Here is an 18,528-nt window from a genome sequence, read left to right on the forward strand (position 1 = left end):
GCGTGGATCTTGTCGTCGACCAGGTGGTGCAGCTTCAGGATGTACATGTAGCCGACCGAGATCGGGGCCGGGAACGGCTCGCCGGAGCGGCCGTCGAACATCTGGGCCTTTCCGCTGGAGTCGATCAGACGGACACCGTCGCGCGTCGGGATGGTCGCGTCGAGGAGACCGGCGATCTCCTCCTCGCTCGCACCGTCGAACACCGGGGTGGCGACCTTCGTACCGGGAGCGGCCTCGAATGCCTGCTCCGGCAGACGGGCTGCCCACTCCGGAGTGCCTTCGACCTTCCAGCCCTGCTTCGCGATCCACCCGAGGTGGGTCTCGAGGACCTGGCCGAAGTTCATTCGACCGGGGATGCCGAGCGGGTTCAGGACGATGTCGACCGGGGTGCCGTCCGCCATGAACGGCATGTCCTCGATCGGGAGGATCTTCGCGATGACACCCTTGTTGCCGTGACGGCCGGCGAGCTTGTCACCCTCGGTGATCTTGCGCTTCTGGGCGATGTAGACCACGACGCGGCGGTTGACGCCGGAGCCGAGCTCGTCGTCGCCGTCCTCGGCGTTGAACTCCTTGACCGCGATGATCGTGCCCTGCTCGCCGTGAGGCACCTTCAGGGACGTGTCGCGGACCTCGCGGCTCTTCTCGTTGAAGATCGCGCGGAGCAGACGCTCCTCGGCCGACAGCTCGGTCTCACCCTTCGGCGTGACCTTGCCGACGAGGATGTCGCCGGGGCGGACCTCGGCGCCGATGCGGATGATGCCGCGCTCGTCGAGGTCCTTCAGCAGCTCCGGGCTGACGTTGGGGAGGTCACGGGTGATCTCCTCCTTGCCGAGCTTGGTGTCGCGGGCGTCGACCTCGTACTCCTCGATGTGGATCGAGGAGAGGGTGTCGTCCTTCACCAGGTCCTGGCTCAGGATGATCGCGTCCTCGAAGTTGTAACCCTCCCACGTCATGAACGCGACGAGGAGGTTCTTTCCGAGGGCGAGCTCGCCGTTCTCGGTGGCGGGGCCATCGGCGATGACCTCTCCGACCTCGACGCGCTCACCGGCGTTGACGACGACCTTCTGGTTGTACGACGTGCCCTGGTTGGAGCGGTCGAACTTGCGGAGGTGGTACTCCTGCGTCCCGCCCTCGTCGAGCATGACGACGACGCGGTCTGCGGAGACCTCGGAGACGACACCGGCCTTGTCGGCGGTGAGCACGTCACCGGCGTCGATGGCCGTGTAGCCCTCCATACCGGTTCCGACGAGCGGCGAGTCGCTGCGCAGCAGCGGCACAGCCTGACGCTGCATGTTGGCACCCATGAGGGCGCGCTGTGCGTCGTCGTGCTCGAGGAACGGCACGAGCGAGGTCGCGACCGACACCATCTGGCGCGGGGAGACGTCGATGTAGCCGATGTCCTCCGGGAGGAACATGTCGACCTCGCCGCTGCCGCCCTTGGGGCGGGCCAGCACGTGGCTCTCGATGAAGCGACCCTTGGCATCGAGCGGGGCGTTGGCCTGCGCGATGTTGAAGTCGACCTCTTCGGAAGCCGTGAGGTAGTCGATGTGCTCGGTGACGACGCCACCCTCGACCTTGCGGTACGGGGTCTCGATGAAACCGAACGAGTTGATGCGCGCGAAGGTCGCGAGAGCACCGATCAGACCGATGTTCGGGCCTTCAGGCGTCTCGATCGGGCACATGCGGCCGTAGTGCGAGGGGTGGACGTCACGGACCTCGACGCCGGCGCGGTCACGGGAGAGACCACCCGGGCCCAGCGCGGAGAGACGACGCTTGTTCGTCAGACCGGCGAGCGGGTTGTTCTGGTCCATGAACTGCGACAGCTGCGACGTTCCGAAGAACTCCTTGATCGCGGCGACGACGGGACGCACGTTGATCAGGGTCTGCGGGGTGATCGCCTCGATGTCCTGCGTGGTCATGCGCTCGCGGACGACGCGCTCCATGCGGGACAGACCGGTGCGGACCTGGTTCTGGATCAGCTCGCCGACCGCGCGGATGCGACGGTTGCCGAAGTTGTCGATGTCGTCGGTCGCGAGACGGATCTCGGCCTTCTTGCCGCCGCGGATGCCCGTGAAGGTCTCCTCGGTGCCGGCGTGCAGGCGCACCAGGTACTTGATCGTGGCCACGATGTCCTCGACGGTCAGCACCGAGGAGGTCAGCGGCTGGTCCAGGCCCAGCTTGTGGTTGATCTTGTAACGACCGACCTTGGCCAGGTCGTAGCGCTTCGGGTTGAAGTAGAAGTTGTCCAGGAGCGCGCGGGCGGCCTCGGCGGCGACCTGCTCGCCCGGACGGAGCTTGCGGTAGATGTCGCGGAGCGCATCTTCCTTGGTGACGATCGTGTCCTTCGCGAGCGTCTCCTCGATCGAGGTGTAGCCGGCGAACTCGGCGAGGATCTCCTCGCTGGTCATGCCCAGTGCCTTGAGGAAGACGGTGACCGACTGCTTGCGCTTGCGGTCGACGCGCACGCCCACCTGGTCGCGCTTGTCGATCTCGAACTCGAGCCATGCACCACGGCTCGGGATGACGCGCGCCGACACGATGTCCTTGTCGGACGTCTTGTCGGGGGTCTTGTCGAAGTAGACACCCGGCGAACGCACGAGCTGCGACACGACGACGCGCTCGGAGCCGTTGATGATGAACGTGCCCTTGTCGGTCTGCAGCGGGAAGTCGCCCATGAAGACCGTCTGGGTCTTGATCTCACCCGTGAGGTGGTTCATGAACTCGGCCTCGACGTACAGCGGAGCGGCGTAGGTCTTGCCACGCTCCTTGCACTCCTCGATCGAGTACTTCTCCGGCTCGAGGTAGGGGTTCGTGAACGACAGCTGCATCGTCTCGCCGAGGTCCTCGATCGGAGAGATCTCCTCGAAGATCTCGCCCAGACCGCTGTTCTCGTTGACGTCGGTGCGACCCTGCTTCTTGGCCTCGGCCACGCGCGCCTTCCAGGCGTCGTTGCCGACCAGCCAACCGAAGGACTCGGTCTGCAGGGCGAGAAGGTCAGGGACCGTCAGCGTGTCGGAGATCTTGGCGAACGAAAGACGGGAAGCTCCGCGTCCGTTCTTGGTGGTGGTGGATGTGGATGCGTTGCGAGCAGCAGCCAAGGGAATAACCTCCGTGAGCCCCGCAGGGCTTCTCGATTCCTTTGTCGTCAGGTGGAGTGTGCGCCCGGGAACTCGACAGATGCCGACCACCATATGAGGGCAGGGAGAAACGAGCGCAACTACTAACTATACGCACGATTATGCGACATGGCAAGCGCAGTCCTTGACCAATCTCGGAAGCTGCGGTATGAGTCTCCGATCGCCGGACCGGAACACATGCGGCCCGGCGATCGGAGGAGGTGATCTCAGGACGCGATGCCCAGCTCGTTGCCGGGGATCGACGCCAGCAGACGCCGCGTGTACGGGTCACGGGGATTCGTGAAGATCTCCTCCGACGTCGCCGCCTCCACGAGCCTGCCGTCCTTCATGACGCACACGTAGTCGCTGATCAGCCGCACCACCGCGAGGTCGTGGGAGATGAACAGGTAGCTCAGTCCGTACTCCCGCTGCAGGTCGCCGAGCAGCTTCAGGATCTGGTCCTGCACCAGCACGTCCAGCGCCGACACCGGCTCGTCGCAGACGATCAGATCCGGCGAGAGGGCGAGAGCCCGTGCGATCGCGACACGCTGTCGCTGGCCGCCGGACAGCTCGGACGGATACCGCCGCAGCATCGACTGCGGCAGGGCCACGTCGTCGAGTAGCTGCCGCACGCGCTTGCGCCGATCGGCGCCGCTCCCCCGCTTGTAGAACTCCAGCGGCTCGGCGATCAGGCGCTCGATCGTGAACATCGGGTTCAGGCTCGAGTACGGATCCTGGAAGATCGGCTGCACCTGCTGCCGGAACTCCTTCGTCTCCGCCCGGCTCAGCGACGCGATGTCCTTGCCCTCGTAGCGGATCAGCCCGCTCGTCGGCTCGATCACCTTCAGCAGCATCCGCGCGGTCGTGGTCTTGCCGGAACCGGACTCGCCCACGATCGCGACCGTCTCCCCGCGCGGGATCACCAGCGACACGTCGTCGACGGCCACGAAATCCTCGCCGCGGCCCCGCACCGGGTACACCTTGGTGAGGTTCTCGATCTCGACGATGTTGTCCGCGGGGGCCGCCTCGACGACGGCATCGGCATCGGCATCAGCGACAGCATCGGCATCGGCATCGGCCGCCCGTTCCTGGGTCCGGAAGGCCTCGGGCCGCAGGCGTGCCGCCGCGACGGACGGGGCCGCCTTCACGAGCGACTGCGTGTACGGATGCTGCGGGTCCTCCAGGATCTGGCGCGCATCGCCCTGCTCCACCACCTTGCCGCGGTGCATCACGATCACCCGCTCCGCACGCTCGGCGGCGAGGCCCAGGTCGTGCGTGATGAGCAGCACCGCCGTGCCCAGCTCGCGCGTCATCTGCCCGATCTGATCGAGGATCGTCTGCTGCACCGTGACGTCGAGCGCGCTGGTGGGCTCGTCGGCGATCAGCAGTCGCGGCTTGCACGCCAGGCCGATCGCGATGAGCGCACGCTGGCGCATGCCGCCGGAGAACTCGTGCGGGTACTGCTTCGCCCGCCGCGCCGGATCGGGAAGGCCCGCGGCGGTCAGCGCCTCGACCACCTTCGCCTGCACGTTCTGTCGGGTGGCGAGGCCATGCGCGAGCAGCGTCTCCGCCACCTGCGTGCCGATCTTCGCCACCGGGTTCAGGTTCGACATCGGGTCCTGCGGCACGAGACCGATGTCACGACCTCGGATCGTGCGCAGTTCGTGCTCGGGTGACCGCGAGATCTCCTTGCCGTCGAGCCGGATGCTGCCGGACGCGATCCGGCCTCCCCCGGCGAGCAGTCCGATGATGGCCATCGCGGTGGTGGACTTGCCCGAGCCGGACTCCCCCACGATCGCGACGGTCTCGCCGGGGCGGATCTCGAGGTCGACGCCTTCCACGGCGTGCACGACGCCGTCCATGGTGGCGAAGTCCACGGCCAGTCCCTGGACCGACAGCAACGGTTCGGTCGACATCTGCTTCTCCTTCGCGGCGCTCACGGCACCGTCGTCCCGCGCGTTCATCGCGCCCTCGTCCGGGGGTCCATCGCCTCGCGCAGCGCTTCACCCAGCAGGGTGAAGCCGAGCGCCGTGACGGCGATGCAGATACCGGGGAGGAAGGCGAGCCAGGGCGCGATGGCGAGCTCGGCCTGCGCGTAGGTGAGCATGCGCCCCCACTCCGCCGTCTCGGGCCGTCCGCCGCCGAGCCCGAGGAACGACAGCGCCGCCGCATCGATGACCGCGGTGGCGAGCGTCAAAGTGCCCTGAACGATCACGGGTCCGATCGCGTTCGGCAGCACGTGCGACATGGTGATCTTGCCGCGCCCCAGACCGAGCGTCTGCGCCGAGAGCACGTAGTCGCTGGAGCGCTGCTGCAGCATGGAGGCGCGCAGCAGCCGAGCGAAGATCGGCACCTGGGAGGCCCCGATCGCGATCATGATGGCGAACGGGGTCTGCCCGAGGATCGCGGCGATCGACACCGCCAGCAGCAGGTTCGGCACCGAGAGGATGATGTCGACGATGCGCATGATGAGCGTGTCGACCCAGCCGCCGAACGTGCCGGCGAGCAGACCGAGGATCATGCCGCCGACCAGGCCCATGGCCGTGGAGATGACGCCGATCATGAGAGACGCCTGCGCGCCCCAGATGAGCTTGGACAGCACGTCGCCGCCGAAGCGGTCGAGGCCCAGCGGGAACTGCGGCAGTTCCCCCGGACCCGGGATGTAGGTCGGCGTGATGTACTTCGCGCCCGGCAGCGCCGTCTCCGGGTAGGGAGCGATCAGGGGCGCGAGCGCGGCGATGAGCAGGAACGCCACGACGATGGCCGCGCCGATCCATGCCGTCGGGTTTCGGCGGAGGCGGCGGAACACGTCCCGCCAGAAGCCGCCGGAGCCGTTCTTCAGATCGGCCTGGGCGATGGCGACGGTGTCGATGCTGCCGCCGCTCTCCGCTGAGGGGCCCTGGGCGGGCGGGAGCGCGATGGTCATGCGACCGCCTCCTTTCGGACGATGGGGAGGGACATCACTGCACCCTCACTCTCGGGTCGATGAAGCTGTAGGAGACATCGACCGCCAGGTTGATCAGCGCGTACGCGATCGCGATGAAGATGATGAAACCCTGGAGGACCGGGAAGTCCCTGGTGAAGATCGCTCTCGCCAGGAACGAGCCGATGCCGGGGAAGGCGAACACCGTCTCGGTGAGCACCGCCCCCGAGATCAGGAGCCCGGTCTGCAGGCCGATCGTGGTGATCACCGGGAGCATGGCGTTGCGCAGGATGAAGCGGTTCCGCAACGTCGGCGATCCGACACCCTTCGCGCGGCCGGTGCGCACGTAGTCGGCGTTCTGCACTTCCAGGACGCTGGCCCTGGTGATGCGGACGATGATCGCGAGCGGGATGGTACCGAGCGCGAGCGCCGGGAGGATCAGGTGCAGGATCGCATCCCATGCGGCATCGAACTCGCCGGTGATGATGCCGTCCCACACATAGAACCCGGTGGGATGGGTCGCGTCTATTCGTGGATTCTGGCGCCCGTCCGACGGCAGCCATCCCAGCTGGACCGCGAAGACGTACTTCAGGATGAACGCGAGGAAGAACACCGGGATGGTGATGCCGATCAGGCTCAGCACCACCGACGCGTGGTCGGTGAACTTGCCGTGGCGGCGGGCGGCCCAGTACCCCAGCGGGATGCCGATGCCCACCGCGAAGATGAGCGCCATGACGCTCAGCTCCAGCGTCGCGGGGAACCGGCGGAGGAACTCCTCCGTCACCGGTCGGTTGGTCTGGATGGAGGTGCCGAAGTCTCCCTGCAGGAGGCGTCCGATCCAGATGAAGTACTGCTCGATGAGGGGCTTGTCGAAGCCGTAGAGCTCGTTGACTCTCGCGACGGCCTCGGGTGTGGCCTTCTCGCCGAGCAGGGCGACCGCGGGGCCGCCGGGGAGGGCCCTGACCCAGGCGAACAGCAGGATGCTGAGCCCGAACAGGGTGGGGATGAGGAACAGCAGTCGCCTGCCGATGGTGCGCAGCACGAAGATCTCCGTCGATCAGAAGGTACGCCGTTCCCCCGGTCCCGCTGAATGCGCGGGACCGGGAGAGCGTCGTATCAGGTGGTCAGGCCTACTTGGTGAGGACGATGTCCGTGAAGACCTCGTCGTTCACCGGGCTGGCGGGATAGCTCTTCACGCGCGGGTCGAACGCCAGGGTCGGCGCCGGGTGCGCGAGCGGGACGCCCGGGATGAACTGGGCGACCATCTCGTTGATCTCCTCGTAGAGCGCCGTCTGGTCCTCGAGGTTGGAGACGCCGCGCGCCTCGTTCAACTTCTGGAACAGCTCGGGGTTGTCGAAGCCCCACTCGGAGCTCTGCTGGCCGAAGAAGACGCCGACGAAGTTGTCGGTGTCGTTGTAGTCGCCGGTCCAGCCGAGCAGATGGATGCCGTGGTCCGAGGTGCCGGTGGTGCGGTCGAGGTACTCGACCCACTCCTCCGAGACCGGGGTGGTCTCGACGCCGACCTCGGAGAGCTGCGACGACAGCACCGTGAAGATCTGCTCGGGGTCCGGCATGTAGGGACGCGAGACGTTGACCGGGTAGTTGAAGGTGAGCTTCAACGGATTCGCCTCGGTGTAGCCCGCCTCGGCCAGCAGCGACTTCGCCTTCTCGGGGTCATAGTCGTAGGTCGTGACATCGGGGTTGTAGCCGTTGACGACCTCGGGCACGAACTCGATCGCCTTCTGCGTGCCCTCCGGCAGCACCTGGCTGATCAGCGCATCCTTGTCGACCGCGTACGAGAGGGCCTCACGGACCTTCGGGTCCTGCAGCTCCGGGACCGCCTGGTTGAAGGCGAGGTAGAGGATCGTGAACGGCGGACGCGACACCATGGTGAAGCCGTCGTCCTCGAGCGCCTTGGTATCAGCGGGTCCGACCAGGTCGTAGCCGTCGATCGATCCGGACTCGAGCGCCTGGCGGCGAGCGGTCGGGTCGTCGATCGTGCGGAAGATGATCTCGTCGACCTGTCCCTTGTCTCCCCAGTACCCGTCATAGGACTTGAGCGTGACCTGCTCGCCCGGTGCCCATTCCTCGAAGGCGTAGGGCCCGGTGCCGACGGGGTGACCCATCGCGTACTCGGAGAGCTGCGGGGCCTCGGCGGAGCCGCTGACCTCATCCGCGCCGAACTCCTGCATCGCCGAGGGGCTCTGCATGGCGAAGGCCGGCAGCGAGAGCGAGGCGACGAAGCCGGCGAACGGCTTGTTCAGCTCGATCGTGACCGAGTTCTCGCCGTCGGGGGTGCAGGACTTGTACACGGCGTCCGCCGCGTTCGAGGCGTACCCCTTGAAGAGCTTGTTGTAGTAGTAGCCGAAGGCCTCGGACGCGGCGAGCCCTGTCCAGTTGAACCAGCGGTCGAAGTTCACGCAGACGGCCTCGGCGTTGAACGGCGTGCCGTCCTGGAACGTGACGTCCTTCTTCAGCTCGAAGGTATGGGACATGCCGTCCTCGGACGACTCCCACGACTCGGCGAGGAGCGGTGCCGGGTCGGCGGTACCGGGCTCGGTGCCGACGAGACCTTCGAAGATCTGACGCGAGACGCGGAAGCTCTCGCCGTCCTGCGCGAAGGCGGGGTCGAGACTCGCCGGGTCGGAGGAGGCGGCGAAGACGAACGTGCCGTCGACGTCGCCGGAACCTTCAGACCCTTCGTCACCACGCTCGCTGGCGACACAGCCCGCGAGGGCGAGCGCAGCGATCGTGGCTCCGGTTACGGCGATGAGTCCTCGCCGACGCTTGACTGATTGGTGCATTGTGTGACCTTCCCTGTCGGGCGCTTCGTTGCGCGTCCCGAGGCTTCTTCGCCTCGGGGACGGTGATGACTCGACGGTACCCAGCAGATCCTCAGATGCCAAACGCATCCATGTTGCAATCCGATATCGGCGCAGCCCGCGCCGATCCGGTAATGTCCAGATCGTGCCAGACACCACCCCGCTCGCCGTCTGCTTCGGCGAGGGCATGGTCGCCCTCGTCGCCGCCACTGCCGGTCCGCTCGAGGACTGCCGGACCTTCCACCGCTCCCTCGCGGGCGCCGAGTGGAACACCGCGATCGCCCTGGCCTCGGCGGGCATCCGCACCTCGGTCCTCTCCCGTGTGGGCGACGACGGATTCGGACGCTTCCTCCTCGCCGAGCTGCACGCCCATGACGTCGACGCCTCCGCGGTCGAAGTCGACGGCGACGCGCCCACCGGCCTCTACGTGAAGGAGCTCTCGGCCCGTGACGACGGAGCGGTCGACGGCACCATGCACTATTACCGTGCCGGCTCCGCCGCCGCAGCCCTCTCACCGCAGACGCTGACCACACCGGCGGCATCCGCCCTCCTCGCCGATGCCGCACTCGTGCACACCTCCGGCATCACGCCGGCGCTCTCTGCTTCGGCGCTCGCGGCCCAGGAGACCCTGTTCGCGGATCGACGATCCGACCGGCTGCTCAGCTTCGACCTGAACTGGCGCCCGGCGCTCTGGCGCGGCCGCGAGGCGGAGGGCAGGAGGATCGTCTCCGACTTCGCACGCCGGGCCGACGTCGTGTTCTGCACCAGGCCCGACGCGGAAGCCGTGTTCGGGACGAGCGATCCGCAGCAGCTGCGTGCGCTCTTCCCCGAGCCGCGGTATCTGCTCGTCACCGATTCGAGCGGGGCCGTGGCGTTCGACCGCACGGAGACCGCCGAGAGCGACGCGCTGGACGCACCCGTGGTGGAGACCATCGGGGCCGGAGACGCCTTCGCGGCCGGCTTCCTCGCCGGGATCCTCACCGGCCTGTCACTCGCGGGGAGCGTCGCCCGAGGGCACCGCATCGCGACGCGTGCCCTGGTGAGCACGCGCGATCACGTGGACTGAGGCGCGTCGCCGCGGGCGGAGAGATCCCCGTGAGGAGGAACAGCTACGCCCACAACTCCGCCTCACGCAGCGGCCTCCGCCCGACGAGGCGGATACCGATCATCAGGTCCGGCGTCGTGTGGGAACGGCGTCGTGGGTCCGCTGAAGCGAGACCGCAACCGGTTCGCCGCGGTGCTGCACGACACGCACGAACAGCACGTCGACGAGGGCGAGCTGAGCGATGCGGCTCGACATCGCGGCCATCCGGAACGGCGATTCGTGCGCGTGCGTGAGCAGCACGACATCCGCTGCGAGCGCCAGCGGCGAGTCCGGTGCGCTGGTGACCGCCACGGTGAGGGCGCCGGCATCGCGCGCGACTTCGAGGGCACGCAGCGTCTCCGCGGTCTCTCCGCCGTGGGAGAACGCGATCGCCACATCGTCGGCAGTCCGCAGCGAAGCCGTCGTGACCGCGAGATGCGGGTCCGCCGAGTGCGACACGGAGCATCCGATACGTGACAGCTTCAACTGCAGGTCCTGCGCCGTCAGCGACGACGCCGCCTGACCGAAGAGGTCGATGTGCCGCGCGTCGACCACGGCGCGGGCGACCCGATCGAGGGCGAGAGGGTCGAGCGCCAGGGCGGTCTTCTCTATGGCGTCGATCTCCTGCGCAGCGAGCTTGGCGGCGATCGCCGCTGGACCGTCGTCGGGATCGATCGCCGTGGTGTCCAGACCGAACCGGGCCTGCTGCGCCTGTTCCAGGGTGACCGCGCGGGCGACCGCGACCCTGAGCTCCCGGTACCCGCTGTATCCGAGCGCCTGGGCGTACCGGGCGACCGTCGACAGCGACGTGTGGCAGAGCTGGGCGAGATCGTTGATCGCCAGGTCGACGACGAGTGTCGGGTCTCCCAGGATCGTCTCCGCGACGCGCGCTTCGGCGGCGCTCACCTTGGGAAGTGAGCGCCGCACCCGAGCGAGAACGTCGTCGTCCATGGAGGGAATCCCGTCTCAGCCGGCGCTGGTCATCCTCTGCTGCACCGGGAACCGTCCCAGGAGTGCTTCACGCGCCGTCTGCGCACCGAGCCTACTGGCTGCGGCGACCTCGATCGTCGGCAGCGGCAGCGGATTCGCCGTGGGGAGGCCGACGTTGACGACCACCGCACGAGGATCACGCACAGCGGCGCGCTCGACGAGTGCACGCTGCGCGGCGTCCGTGTCGGGACGATCGATCAGCAGCACCGTCGTGCCTGCGGCTGCGGAGACCTCGTCGATCACGCGGTCCTGTTCGGAGACCGGGGCGGATGCCACGTCGAGGCGCACCCGCAGACCATCTCCGGCCAGCGCACTCGCGACGTACGACCCCGCGCTGTCGACGGCGAGCGTCGAGCGTCGACGTGCGTCGATGACGGCGAGCTCCGACGTCGCCTGCGGGGCGTCGCCGGAGACGGTCACCACGCGGCGCACGATCTCCGCCGCGTCGAAGGCCTCGATCTGCTCGTGCGTCTGCTCCGCAGCGACGCGGAGCCTGGCGGCGAGGGATGCGACCCTGGCTGCCGCCTCCTCGACACGCGCCCGCGAGAGCGAACCGTCTCGCAGCGCGGCGACGATCCCGTCTCTGGCGGCGCGGAAGTCCTGCTCGTCCTGGTCGGGAAGAGCGGCATCACCCGGATTCGTCGGGTTCCCGATGCAGAGGAGGTCGGCTCCGGCAGCGAGCGCCTTGGCTGCTCCCCCGCCGAGTCCGACCGTCTCACGGATGGCGGCCATGTCGAGCGCGTCCGTGATGATGACGCCGTCGTAGCCCCAGTCGCGCAGCATGCCGAGCACCCGCGGGTTGAGGGTGGCGGGCTGCTCTCCCCACGCCGGAACCACGATGTGCGCGGTCATGACGGCATCCACACCGGCATCGATCGCGGCACGGAAGGGTTCGAGGTGCACCCGTTCGAACTCGTCGAGATCCAGAGTGATCTCGGGGAGCGCGTGGTGCGAGTCCATGTGGGTGTCGCCGTGGCCCGGGAAATGCTTGACGCAGGCGGCCACCGCCCCGTCCTGGATACCGTCGATCGTCGCCACCACGTGCCGTGAGACGAGCGCCTCGTCAGCGCCGAAGGCCCGCACGCCGATCACCGGGTTGCGAGGATCGGTGTTGACGTCGGCGACCGGACCGAGCACCACGTTGGCCCCGACGGCGCGCACCCGACGCGCGAGTTCGGCGCCGGTCTTCTCCGACGCGACGAGGTCGTCGAGCAGACCGAGCTGGGCGGCACCCGGAACCGTCGAGCCGGTGGCGGACTCGAGCCGGGTGACGCTGCCGCCCTCCTCGTCGATGCCGATCAGGGCGTCGGGGTTCGCGTCGAGGATCGCGGCGCTGAGGGCGGGAAGACCCGCGCCGACGTTCTGCCCGAAGTACACGACCCCGGCCAGTCCGTCGCGCAGCTCGTCGCGGAGCCACTCCGGAGCTTCCGTGCCGAAGAAGCCCGGCCACAGCACGCCGTTCGCGAGGCGTTCGAGGTCGTCGGTCATCCCTTCACCGCTCCCGCCACCATGCCGGAGGCGAGCTTGCGCTGCACCAGCACGAAGAAGATCATGACGGGCACGGTGATGATCGTCGACGCGGCCATGATGCTGCCCCAGTCGTTGGAGTGCAGGCCGAAGAACGACTTCAGACCGATGGAGACCGTGTACTGGTCGGTCTGCGCGCCCAGGATGGTCATCGCGAAGATGAACTCGTTCCACGCGGTGATGAAGCTGAAGATGCTGGTCGCCACGAGGCCGGGCATCACCAGCGGCAGCAGCACCGAGCGGAACATGCGCCACCAGCTCGCGCCGTCGATGTACGCGGCCTCCTCGAGCTCGACCGGGACAGCGGCGACGAAGCCGCGGAGCATCCAGATGCCGAACGCGAGCGACAGTGCGACGTACACGACCATCAGGCCGAGGATGCTGTTGAGCAGACCGAGGCTCTTCACCTGGAGGAAGAGCGGGATGACGAGCGCCTCGAGCGGCACCATCTGCACGATCAGGATCATCATCAGGATCGTGGTGCGGAACTTGAACTTGAAGCGCGCGACCGCGACCGCGGCGAGCAGGCACACGAGCGCGCTCACGAGGACCGTGACGAGCGCCACGATCGCCGAGTTGCGCAGGTAGGTGCCGAATCCGCCGTCGGTGAGCACGAAGGCGAAGTTGTCCCACGTGAACTCCTGCGGGAGCAGTGACTGGCCGCCGCTGGAGGCCTTGCCGTCGAATGCGCTGGAGACCATCCAGTAGACGGGGAACAGCGTGAAGATCAGGACGGCGGCGACCGCGATCCCGATTCCGATACGGGAGCGGAGCCTCGGGCGCGGGTTCACAGCTCGTCCTCCTTCATGAGGGAGCGGATGTAGACGATCGTGATGCCGATCAGCACCAGCGTGAGCAGCACGGCGAGCGCCGCACCGAAGCCGTAGCGGTTCTGGCCGAAGGACTCCACATACGACCAGACGCCGAGGTTGAGCACCTGACGGTTGCCACCCCCACCGCCGGGCATCAGGTACACCTGCGCGAAGACCTTGAAGTCCCAGATGGTCGACAGGATGATCACGACCGAGAAGACGGGCTTGAGCGTGGGGAAGATGATCTTCCAGAACCGACGCCAGGCGCCGGCACCGTCGAGAGCGGCGGCCTCGAGCATCTCCTTCGAGACACCGAGCAGGCCGGCCAGCACCGTGATGGCGACGAACGGGAAGCCGTGGTGTACCACGTTGAGGAGCACGATGGCGTAGAACGACCACTGGTTGGTGAACCAGTTCACCGGGTCGTCCATGAGACCGAGGTCACGCAGCACCGTGTTGAAGATGCCGCGGTCGGCATCGAAGATGAAGGTCCAGACATAGGTTCCGGTCACGGCGGGCATCGCCCAGGCGACCATGATGCAGCTGGAGACGATGACGCGCCAGGTGGTGCCGAGGCGTGCGAGCAGGAGCGCGACGAGCGTACCGACGGCGACCGTGACGAACACGGCCACGGCGGCGAACCCGACGGTGTTGGGCAGCACCACCGTCCAGAGGGTCGGGTTGGTGAGCGCCTCGACGTAGTTGTCGAGACCGATCCAGTTGTTCTCACCGGTGTTGATCTCGCGCAGACCGTAGTCCTGCAGCGAGTAGATGAACACCTGGACGAGCGGCCAGAGCATGAGCACCGCGAGGATGGCCAGCCCGGGCGCGAGAAGGAGCCAGGGGCGGGCCGCGACGATCGAGAGACCGCGTCGCTTCCGGCCGCCGGCCACGGAGGCGGAGGTGGACTCCGCCTTCGTGGCCGGCAGTGGCGCTTGCACCATCGACATGGAAGGGATGCTTCCTTACTTCTGGTTGAGGAGTTCGGTCATCTCGGCGGCGGCGTCCTTCGTCGCGGTCGCGACGTCCTTCTGTCCGCTGAGGATGGCCTGGATCATGGAGTTGGTCGTCTTCTTCGCCTGCACGGCGCCGAAGTTCGGGGTGACCGGAACGGATGCTCCGCCGTCGACCATCTGCTCGGCGAACGGTGCGACCAGCGGGTCGGTCGAGGCCAGTGCCTCTTCCATCGCGGACTGGACGCCCGGGAAGTAGCCGGTCTCGTTCGACCACTGCTCGGCGAACTCGCCGGTGGTCATGAGCTTGACGAACTCCCACGCCAGGTCGGCGTTCTTGGTCGTGTTGAAGACCGAGAGGTGCGATCCGCCGAGCACGGACGGAGCGATGCCACCGTCTTCGCCCGGGATGACGGCCGCGCCGATCTTGCCCTCGAGGTCGGGGTTCGCCTCGACGAGCGACTTCGGCGTCCACGAGCCCGAGAGCATCATGGCGACGTTGCCCTGGGTGAACGCGTCACGAAGGTCGGTCTCCTTCCAGGTGGTCGCACCCGCGGAGGAGAAGCCGTGCTCGGTGGCCAGGCCGGTGTAGAACTCGATGCCGGCCTGCGACTCCGTGCTGTCCAGCTCGCTCGTCCAGGTCTTGCCGTCCTTCGTGGCGATCTCGCCGCCGGCGCCCCAGACCCAGGGGTAGACCTGGAACTCGGCGTCGCCCGGGACCGGGAAGGGGAGCATGTCGGGCTTGGCTGCCTTGATGGCGTCGCCCGCAGCCACGATGTCGTCCCACGTCTTCGGGGCCTCGAGTCCGAGCTCCTCGAACACGTCGGCGCGGTAGACGAGCGAGCGGACGCCCGCGTACCACGGCATGCCGTACAGCTCGCCGTCGTAGGTGCCGGCGACCTCGAGGCCCTCGACGAGGTCGTCGCGGAGGCCCTTCTCGGCATCGACGTACTCGTCGAGCGGCTCGAGCGCACCGGCGTCGGCGAACTCGGCGGTCCAGGTGGTGCCGGTCTCGGCGATGTCGGGGGTCGTGCCGCCGGCGATGGAGGTCACGAAGCGGTCGTGGGCGTCAGCCCACTGGATCTCCTCGATCTTGACCGTCGCGCCGGTCTCCTTCTCGAAGGCGTCGGACACCTTGTCGTAGAAGGCGGAGGCATCGGGGTTCGTGCCCTTCATGATCCAGACGGTGAGTTCCTGACCCTTGCCGTCGGTGGAGCCGGTGTCGCTGCCGCCGGCGCAACCGGCGAGGGCGAGCGTGGCCACGGCGCCGAGCGCCACGGCCGAGAGAATGCGCTTGTGCATTGCGGGGATCTCCTCTTTGAAAAGTCCTGGCAAGCATCGGGTACTCACCGGGGGTTAGGAAAAAGTATCCACGACTAACTAATTACCTGCAAGTTCCTCTCACAATCGTCACGCGGCCGTAACATCAGCTTCTCCCGATAGGCTCCCCGGATGGTTCGCCGCACTCCCGACAAGGACCGTTCGACGGTCGCCCGCCACGCGACGCTCCCCTCTCCCGGGCCGGGCAGAGGATTCCTGAAGATCGCCGGCATCACCCTGGGCGTCGTGCTCGTCTCGGCGATCGCGGTCGTCGCGTTCGTCGTGACCGACTACTTCAACCGCTTCAACGACGGCGCCGTCACGTTGGAAGGGGCGCCCGAGGTCGAGCCACCGTCGATCAGCGCGTACCCCGGCGAGTTCAGCATGCTCATCATCGGCACGGACGAATGCGGTGAGGTGTCGACCGGCCTGCTGGGCGAGCGCTGTTCCGAAGCCGACGGGGGGATCCTCAACGACGTGAACCTGCTGGTGCACGTATCGGCGGAGCCCCGCAACGTCACGGTCGTCTCGCTCCCCCGCGACCTCATGATCCCCACCCCCGAGTGCACCAGAGAAGACGGATCCGTCGCCTCGGAGACGTACAAGACGCAGATCAACTCGATCTATCAGAACGCCGGGATGTCGTGCGTCGCGAAGAGCGTCACCGAGCTCACCGGGATCGAGATCCCCTTCGCCGCGAAGATCGACTTCGACGGCGTGATGGAGGTGACCGATGCGATCGGCGGTGTGGAGGTGTGCATCGGTGGCGATGGCATCCGCGACCGGCACACGGCCCTCGACTGGGAGCCGGGTCTGCGCACCGTCTCGGGTTACGAAGCCCTGCAGTTCATCCGCACCCGGCACGGCGTCGGCGACGAGAGCGACATGGCGCGCGTATCGAACCAGCAGCAGTACATGTCGCGCCTGGTGAAGAAGATCATGAGCGACGAGGTGCTGTCCGACCCCGGCAAGGTGCTGGGGCTCGCCGACACCATCGTGGACAACATCGATCCCAGCGACGAACTGGGGAACCCCCTCCGACTTGCCCAGCTCGCGCTCTCCATCAAGGACGTGCCGTTCTCGGAGTTCGTGTTCCTGCAGTATCCGGTGTTCGCCGATCCAGACGACTCCGATCGTGTGGTCCCGAACCGGGACGCCGCGACCAGCATCTGGGACGCGCTGAAGGCGGGCCAGCCCGTGCAGCTCACCGGCGATGTCAGCAACAACGGAGGCGTCGAGCTCGTCGAGCCCGCGCCGGGAACCGACCCCGAGGTTCCCGCGACCGACCCGCCGGCCACCGACGCCCCGGCGACCGAGGCTCCGGCGCCGCGCGCGACGCTCGACTCGGCGATCTCCGGACAGACGGCGGAACAGGAGACGTGCGCGAACGGAAAGCAGCGCTGAGCCGCACCGCCAGCGCGTAGGCTCGTGCCCATGGGCCGGACGAGATCGCGCGACACCGAGCATCCCCAGGTCCGGTTGGATCACGGCGGCATCGCCAGCATCATCCCGTCGGAGTTCACGAGCGGCTTCGAGCTGATCGTCGACGGCACGCCGCAGTCGCACGTCGATCTGGACGACCCGACGCACCTGCACTTCGAGTACATCGTGCGCATGGGGGCGGTGATCGACCAGCTGCCGCCCGGCCCGCTGACCGCCGTGCACCTCGGAGCCGGCGCCCTGACGATCCCGCGCTACATCGAGAGCACGCGTCCCGGTTCGCGCCAGCAGGTGATCGAGCTCGAGGCCCCGCTCGCTCAGTTGGTGCGGGAGCATCTTCCCCTGCCGAAGGGCGCGCCGATCCGGATCAGGATCGGCGATGCCCGCGAAGGCGTGGCGAAGCTGCCGAGCGGACTGCAGGCCAGCTGCGACCTCGTCGTCTCCGACGTCTACTCGGGAGCCCAGACGCCCGCCCACCTCACCAGCGTCGAGTTCTACCGTGAGCTCGCGGAGCTGCTGGCGCCCGGCGGCGTGCTCCTCGTCAACGTCGCCGACGGCCCCGGTCTCGCCTTCGCCCGCCGACAGGCCGCGACCATCGCAGACGTGCTCCCCGAGATCGGCATCCTCGCCGACACACAGGTGCTCAAGGGCCGGCGGTTCGGCAACCTCGTCGTCGCAGCCTCGGCCGCTCCCCTGCCGACGGAATGGCTGCCGCGCATCCTGGCCGCCGGTCCCCACCCCGCGAAGATCGCGCAGGGTGCCGAGGCCGACGCCTTCTTCCACGGGGCGCGGATCGTGACCGACGCCGACGCCATCGCCTCCCCGCGGCCCGACGCCTCGCTCTTCCTCCGCTGAGCCACGGGCGTCCCCGGCCTTCGAGGGGGCACGAACGGTGACTGCAGCGCCGGCTCGCCGTGTGTCGAAGAGAGGATGAGGAGACCAGGGCGCGCCGCCCCGACGACCCCGTCGCCGGAGGGCAGACTGGTGGGGGACGCTGCGGAAGGAGAGCAATGAGTTTGATCCGGGGATACGACCAGGACACCCTCCGCGAGAAGGTCGATCTCGACGAGTGCGAGGCACGACTCGCGGAGATCGATTCGCAGCGCAGCCTGCCCGCTCTGCTGGAGCGCGTGTGGCTGCTGAAGGTGCTCGACCGCCTCGACGAGGCGCTCGTACTGGCGGATGAGACGGTGCGTCAGGCGCGCATGGCCGGCACCCGGAAGGACGTTCTGCGCGCCCGAGTGCTGCACGCCACGATCCTGCAGTATCGGGGTGCGCATGCCGCAGCCGAACAGGAGCTCTCGACCTGCGCGACAGAGGCGGAGGGGCAGCGCTGGTTGTCGATAGCCGCGTTCGCGTACCAGCACCACGGCAAGAACGCCTACGACGCAGGCGACTACGAGACCGCCAGGGAGAGCTTCAAGCAGTCGCTGTTCCTCCGGCGCGAGTCGGGTGCGGAAGACAGCGAGCTCGAGACGGCGCTCCTGGCCATCGAGGCTGTCGAGCGGCGCCGCCCGCCGCAGCTCATCGCGGGCTGAGTC

Annotated in this window: 14 protein-coding genes; 4 read left to right on the forward strand and 10 right to left on the reverse strand. The window is 67.7% G+C overall.

Annotation, left to right across the window (positions count from 1 at the left end):
- From B2869_RS07310 to B2869_RS07330, 5 genes are all read right to left on the reverse strand, one after another.
- Positions 1-3,098, reverse strand: a 3,098-nt coding sequence (locus B2869_RS07310) for a DNA-directed RNA polymerase subunit beta (protein ID WP_292764449.1), incomplete at its 3' end; no start/stop codon positions are given.
- A 245-nt stretch (positions 3,099-3,343) separates the two neighbouring features.
- On the reverse strand, positions 3,344-5,080 hold the full coding sequence (locus B2869_RS07315) for an ABC transporter ATP-binding protein (protein ID WP_292764452.1): 1,737 nt from the start codon (positions 5,078-5,080) through the stop codon (positions 3,344-3,346).
- A complete protein-coding gene (locus B2869_RS07320) occupies positions 5,077-6,042 on the reverse strand; it encodes an ABC transporter permease (protein ID WP_021199008.1) in 966 nt (321 codons plus the stop codon). Before B2869_RS07320 ends, B2869_RS07315 begins: the two co-directional genes overlap by 4 nt.
- A gap of 34 nt (positions 6,043-6,076) precedes the next feature.
- On the reverse strand, positions 6,077-7,081 hold the full coding sequence (locus B2869_RS07325) for an ABC transporter permease (RefSeq protein WP_017828176.1): 1,005 nt from the start codon (positions 7,079-7,081) through the stop codon (positions 6,077-6,079).
- An 88-nt stretch (positions 7,082-7,169) separates the two neighbouring features.
- Positions 7,170-8,843 (reverse strand): ABC transporter substrate-binding protein, encoded by a 1,674-nt coding sequence (locus B2869_RS07330; protein WP_021199007.1) that lies wholly within the window; start codon positions 8,841-8,843, stop codon positions 7,170-7,172.
- Between the two features lie 163 nt (positions 8,844-9,006).
- Here B2869_RS07330 and B2869_RS07335 point away from each other — a divergent pair, with 163 nt between their 5' ends.
- Positions 9,007-9,927 (forward strand): sugar kinase, encoded by a 921-nt coding sequence (locus tag B2869_RS07335; RefSeq protein ID WP_292764465.1) that lies wholly within the window; start codon positions 9,007-9,009, stop codon positions 9,925-9,927.
- 102 nt (positions 9,928-10,029) lie between these two features.
- Here the strand turns inward: B2869_RS07335 and B2869_RS07340 are convergent, their stop codons facing one another.
- Genes B2869_RS07340 through B2869_RS07360 form a run of 5 tightly spaced genes read right to left on the reverse strand, consistent with a single transcriptional unit; the run spans position 10,030 to position 15,529 of the window.
- The gene (locus B2869_RS07340; RefSeq protein WP_029259801.1) at positions 10,030-10,896 is read right to left on the reverse strand and encodes a MurR/RpiR family transcriptional regulator; all 867 of its coding nucleotides are present in this window, start codon (positions 10,894-10,896) and stop codon (positions 10,030-10,032) included.
- A 15-nt stretch (positions 10,897-10,911) separates the two neighbouring features.
- Positions 10,912-12,423, reverse strand: a complete 1,512-nt coding sequence (locus tag B2869_RS07345; RefSeq protein WP_029259800.1) for a glycoside hydrolase family 3 N-terminal domain-containing protein — start codon at positions 12,421-12,423, stop codon at positions 10,912-10,914.
- Positions 12,420-13,253, reverse strand: coding sequence for a carbohydrate ABC transporter permease (locus tag B2869_RS07350; protein ID WP_017828171.1), 834 nt, complete (start codon positions 13,251-13,253; stop codon positions 12,420-12,422). The genes B2869_RS07345 and B2869_RS07350 overlap by 4 nt, the downstream gene beginning before the upstream one ends.
- Positions 13,250-14,224 carry a carbohydrate ABC transporter permease gene (locus B2869_RS07355; protein WP_021199003.1) on the reverse strand — a complete coding sequence of 325 codons (975 nt, stop codon included), beginning with the start codon at positions 14,222-14,224 and terminating at the stop codon, positions 13,250-13,252. The genes B2869_RS07350 and B2869_RS07355 overlap by 4 nt, the downstream gene beginning before the upstream one ends.
- Positions 14,225-14,239: 15 nt before the next feature.
- On the reverse strand, positions 14,240-15,529 hold the full coding sequence (locus B2869_RS07360) for a sugar ABC transporter substrate-binding protein (protein WP_029259799.1): 1,290 nt from the start codon (positions 15,527-15,529) through the stop codon (positions 14,240-14,242).
- A gap of 150 nt (positions 15,530-15,679) precedes the next feature.
- On the opposite strand from B2869_RS07360, the gene B2869_RS07365 reads away from it, so the two are divergent.
- From B2869_RS07365 to B2869_RS07375, 3 genes are all read left to right on the forward strand, one after another.
- Positions 15,680-16,951 carry an LCP family protein gene (locus B2869_RS07365; RefSeq protein WP_292764472.1) on the forward strand — a complete coding sequence of 424 codons (1,272 nt, stop codon included), beginning with the start codon at positions 15,680-15,682 and terminating at the stop codon, positions 16,949-16,951.
- Positions 16,952-16,981: 30 nt separating this feature from the next.
- Positions 16,982-17,842, forward strand: a complete 861-nt coding sequence (locus B2869_RS07370; protein WP_292764475.1) for a spermidine synthase — start codon at positions 16,982-16,984, stop codon at positions 17,840-17,842.
- A 155-nt stretch (positions 17,843-17,997) separates the two neighbouring features.
- A complete protein-coding gene (locus tag B2869_RS07375; RefSeq protein ID WP_292764478.1) occupies positions 17,998-18,525 on the forward strand; it encodes a hypothetical protein in 528 nt (175 codons plus the stop codon).
- Positions 18,526-18,528: the final 3 nt, after the last annotated feature.

Origin of the sequence: Microbacterium sp. UBA3486 (genome assembly GCF_002377845.1) — a bacterium.
Lineage (GTDB): Bacteria > Actinomycetota > Actinomycetes > Actinomycetales > Microbacteriaceae > Microbacterium > Microbacterium maritypicum_A.

Excerpts from the sequence above, each read along its gene's own strand:
- B2869_RS07315 (WP_292764452.1), bottom strand. The coding sequence starts at position 5,080 with ATGAACGCGCGGGACGACGGTGCCGTGAGCGCCGCGAAGGAGAAGCAG.
- B2869_RS07320 (WP_021199008.1), bottom strand. The coding sequence starts at position 6,042 with ATGACCATCGCGCTCCCGCCCGCCCAGGGCCCCTCAGCGGAGAGCGGC.
- B2869_RS07330 (WP_021199007.1), bottom strand. The coding sequence starts at position 8,843 with ATGCACCAATCAGTCAAGCGTCGGCGAGGACTCATCGCCGTAACCGGA.
- B2869_RS07340 (WP_029259801.1), bottom strand. The coding sequence starts at position 10,896 with ATGGACGACGACGTTCTCGCTCGGGTGCGGCGCTCACTTCCCAAGGTG.
- B2869_RS07345 (WP_029259800.1), bottom strand. The coding sequence starts at position 12,423 with ATGACCGACGACCTCGAACGCCTCGCGAACGGCGTGCTGTGGCCGGGC.
- B2869_RS07355 (WP_021199003.1), bottom strand. The coding sequence starts at position 14,224 with ATGTCGATGGTGCAAGCGCCACTGCCGGCCACGAAGGCGGAGTCCACC.
- B2869_RS07360 (WP_029259799.1), bottom strand. The coding sequence starts at position 15,529 with ATGCACAAGCGCATTCTCTCGGCCGTGGCGCTCGGCGCCGTGGCCACG.
- B2869_RS07365 (WP_292764472.1), top strand. The coding sequence starts at position 15,680 with ATGGTTCGCCGCACTCCCGACAAGGACCGTTCGACGGTCGCCCGCCAC.
- B2869_RS07370 (WP_292764475.1), top strand. The coding sequence starts at position 16,982 with ATGGGCCGGACGAGATCGCGCGACACCGAGCATCCCCAGGTCCGGTTG.
- B2869_RS07375 (WP_292764478.1), top strand. The coding sequence starts at position 17,998 with ATGAGTTTGATCCGGGGATACGACCAGGACACCCTCCGCGAGAAGGTC.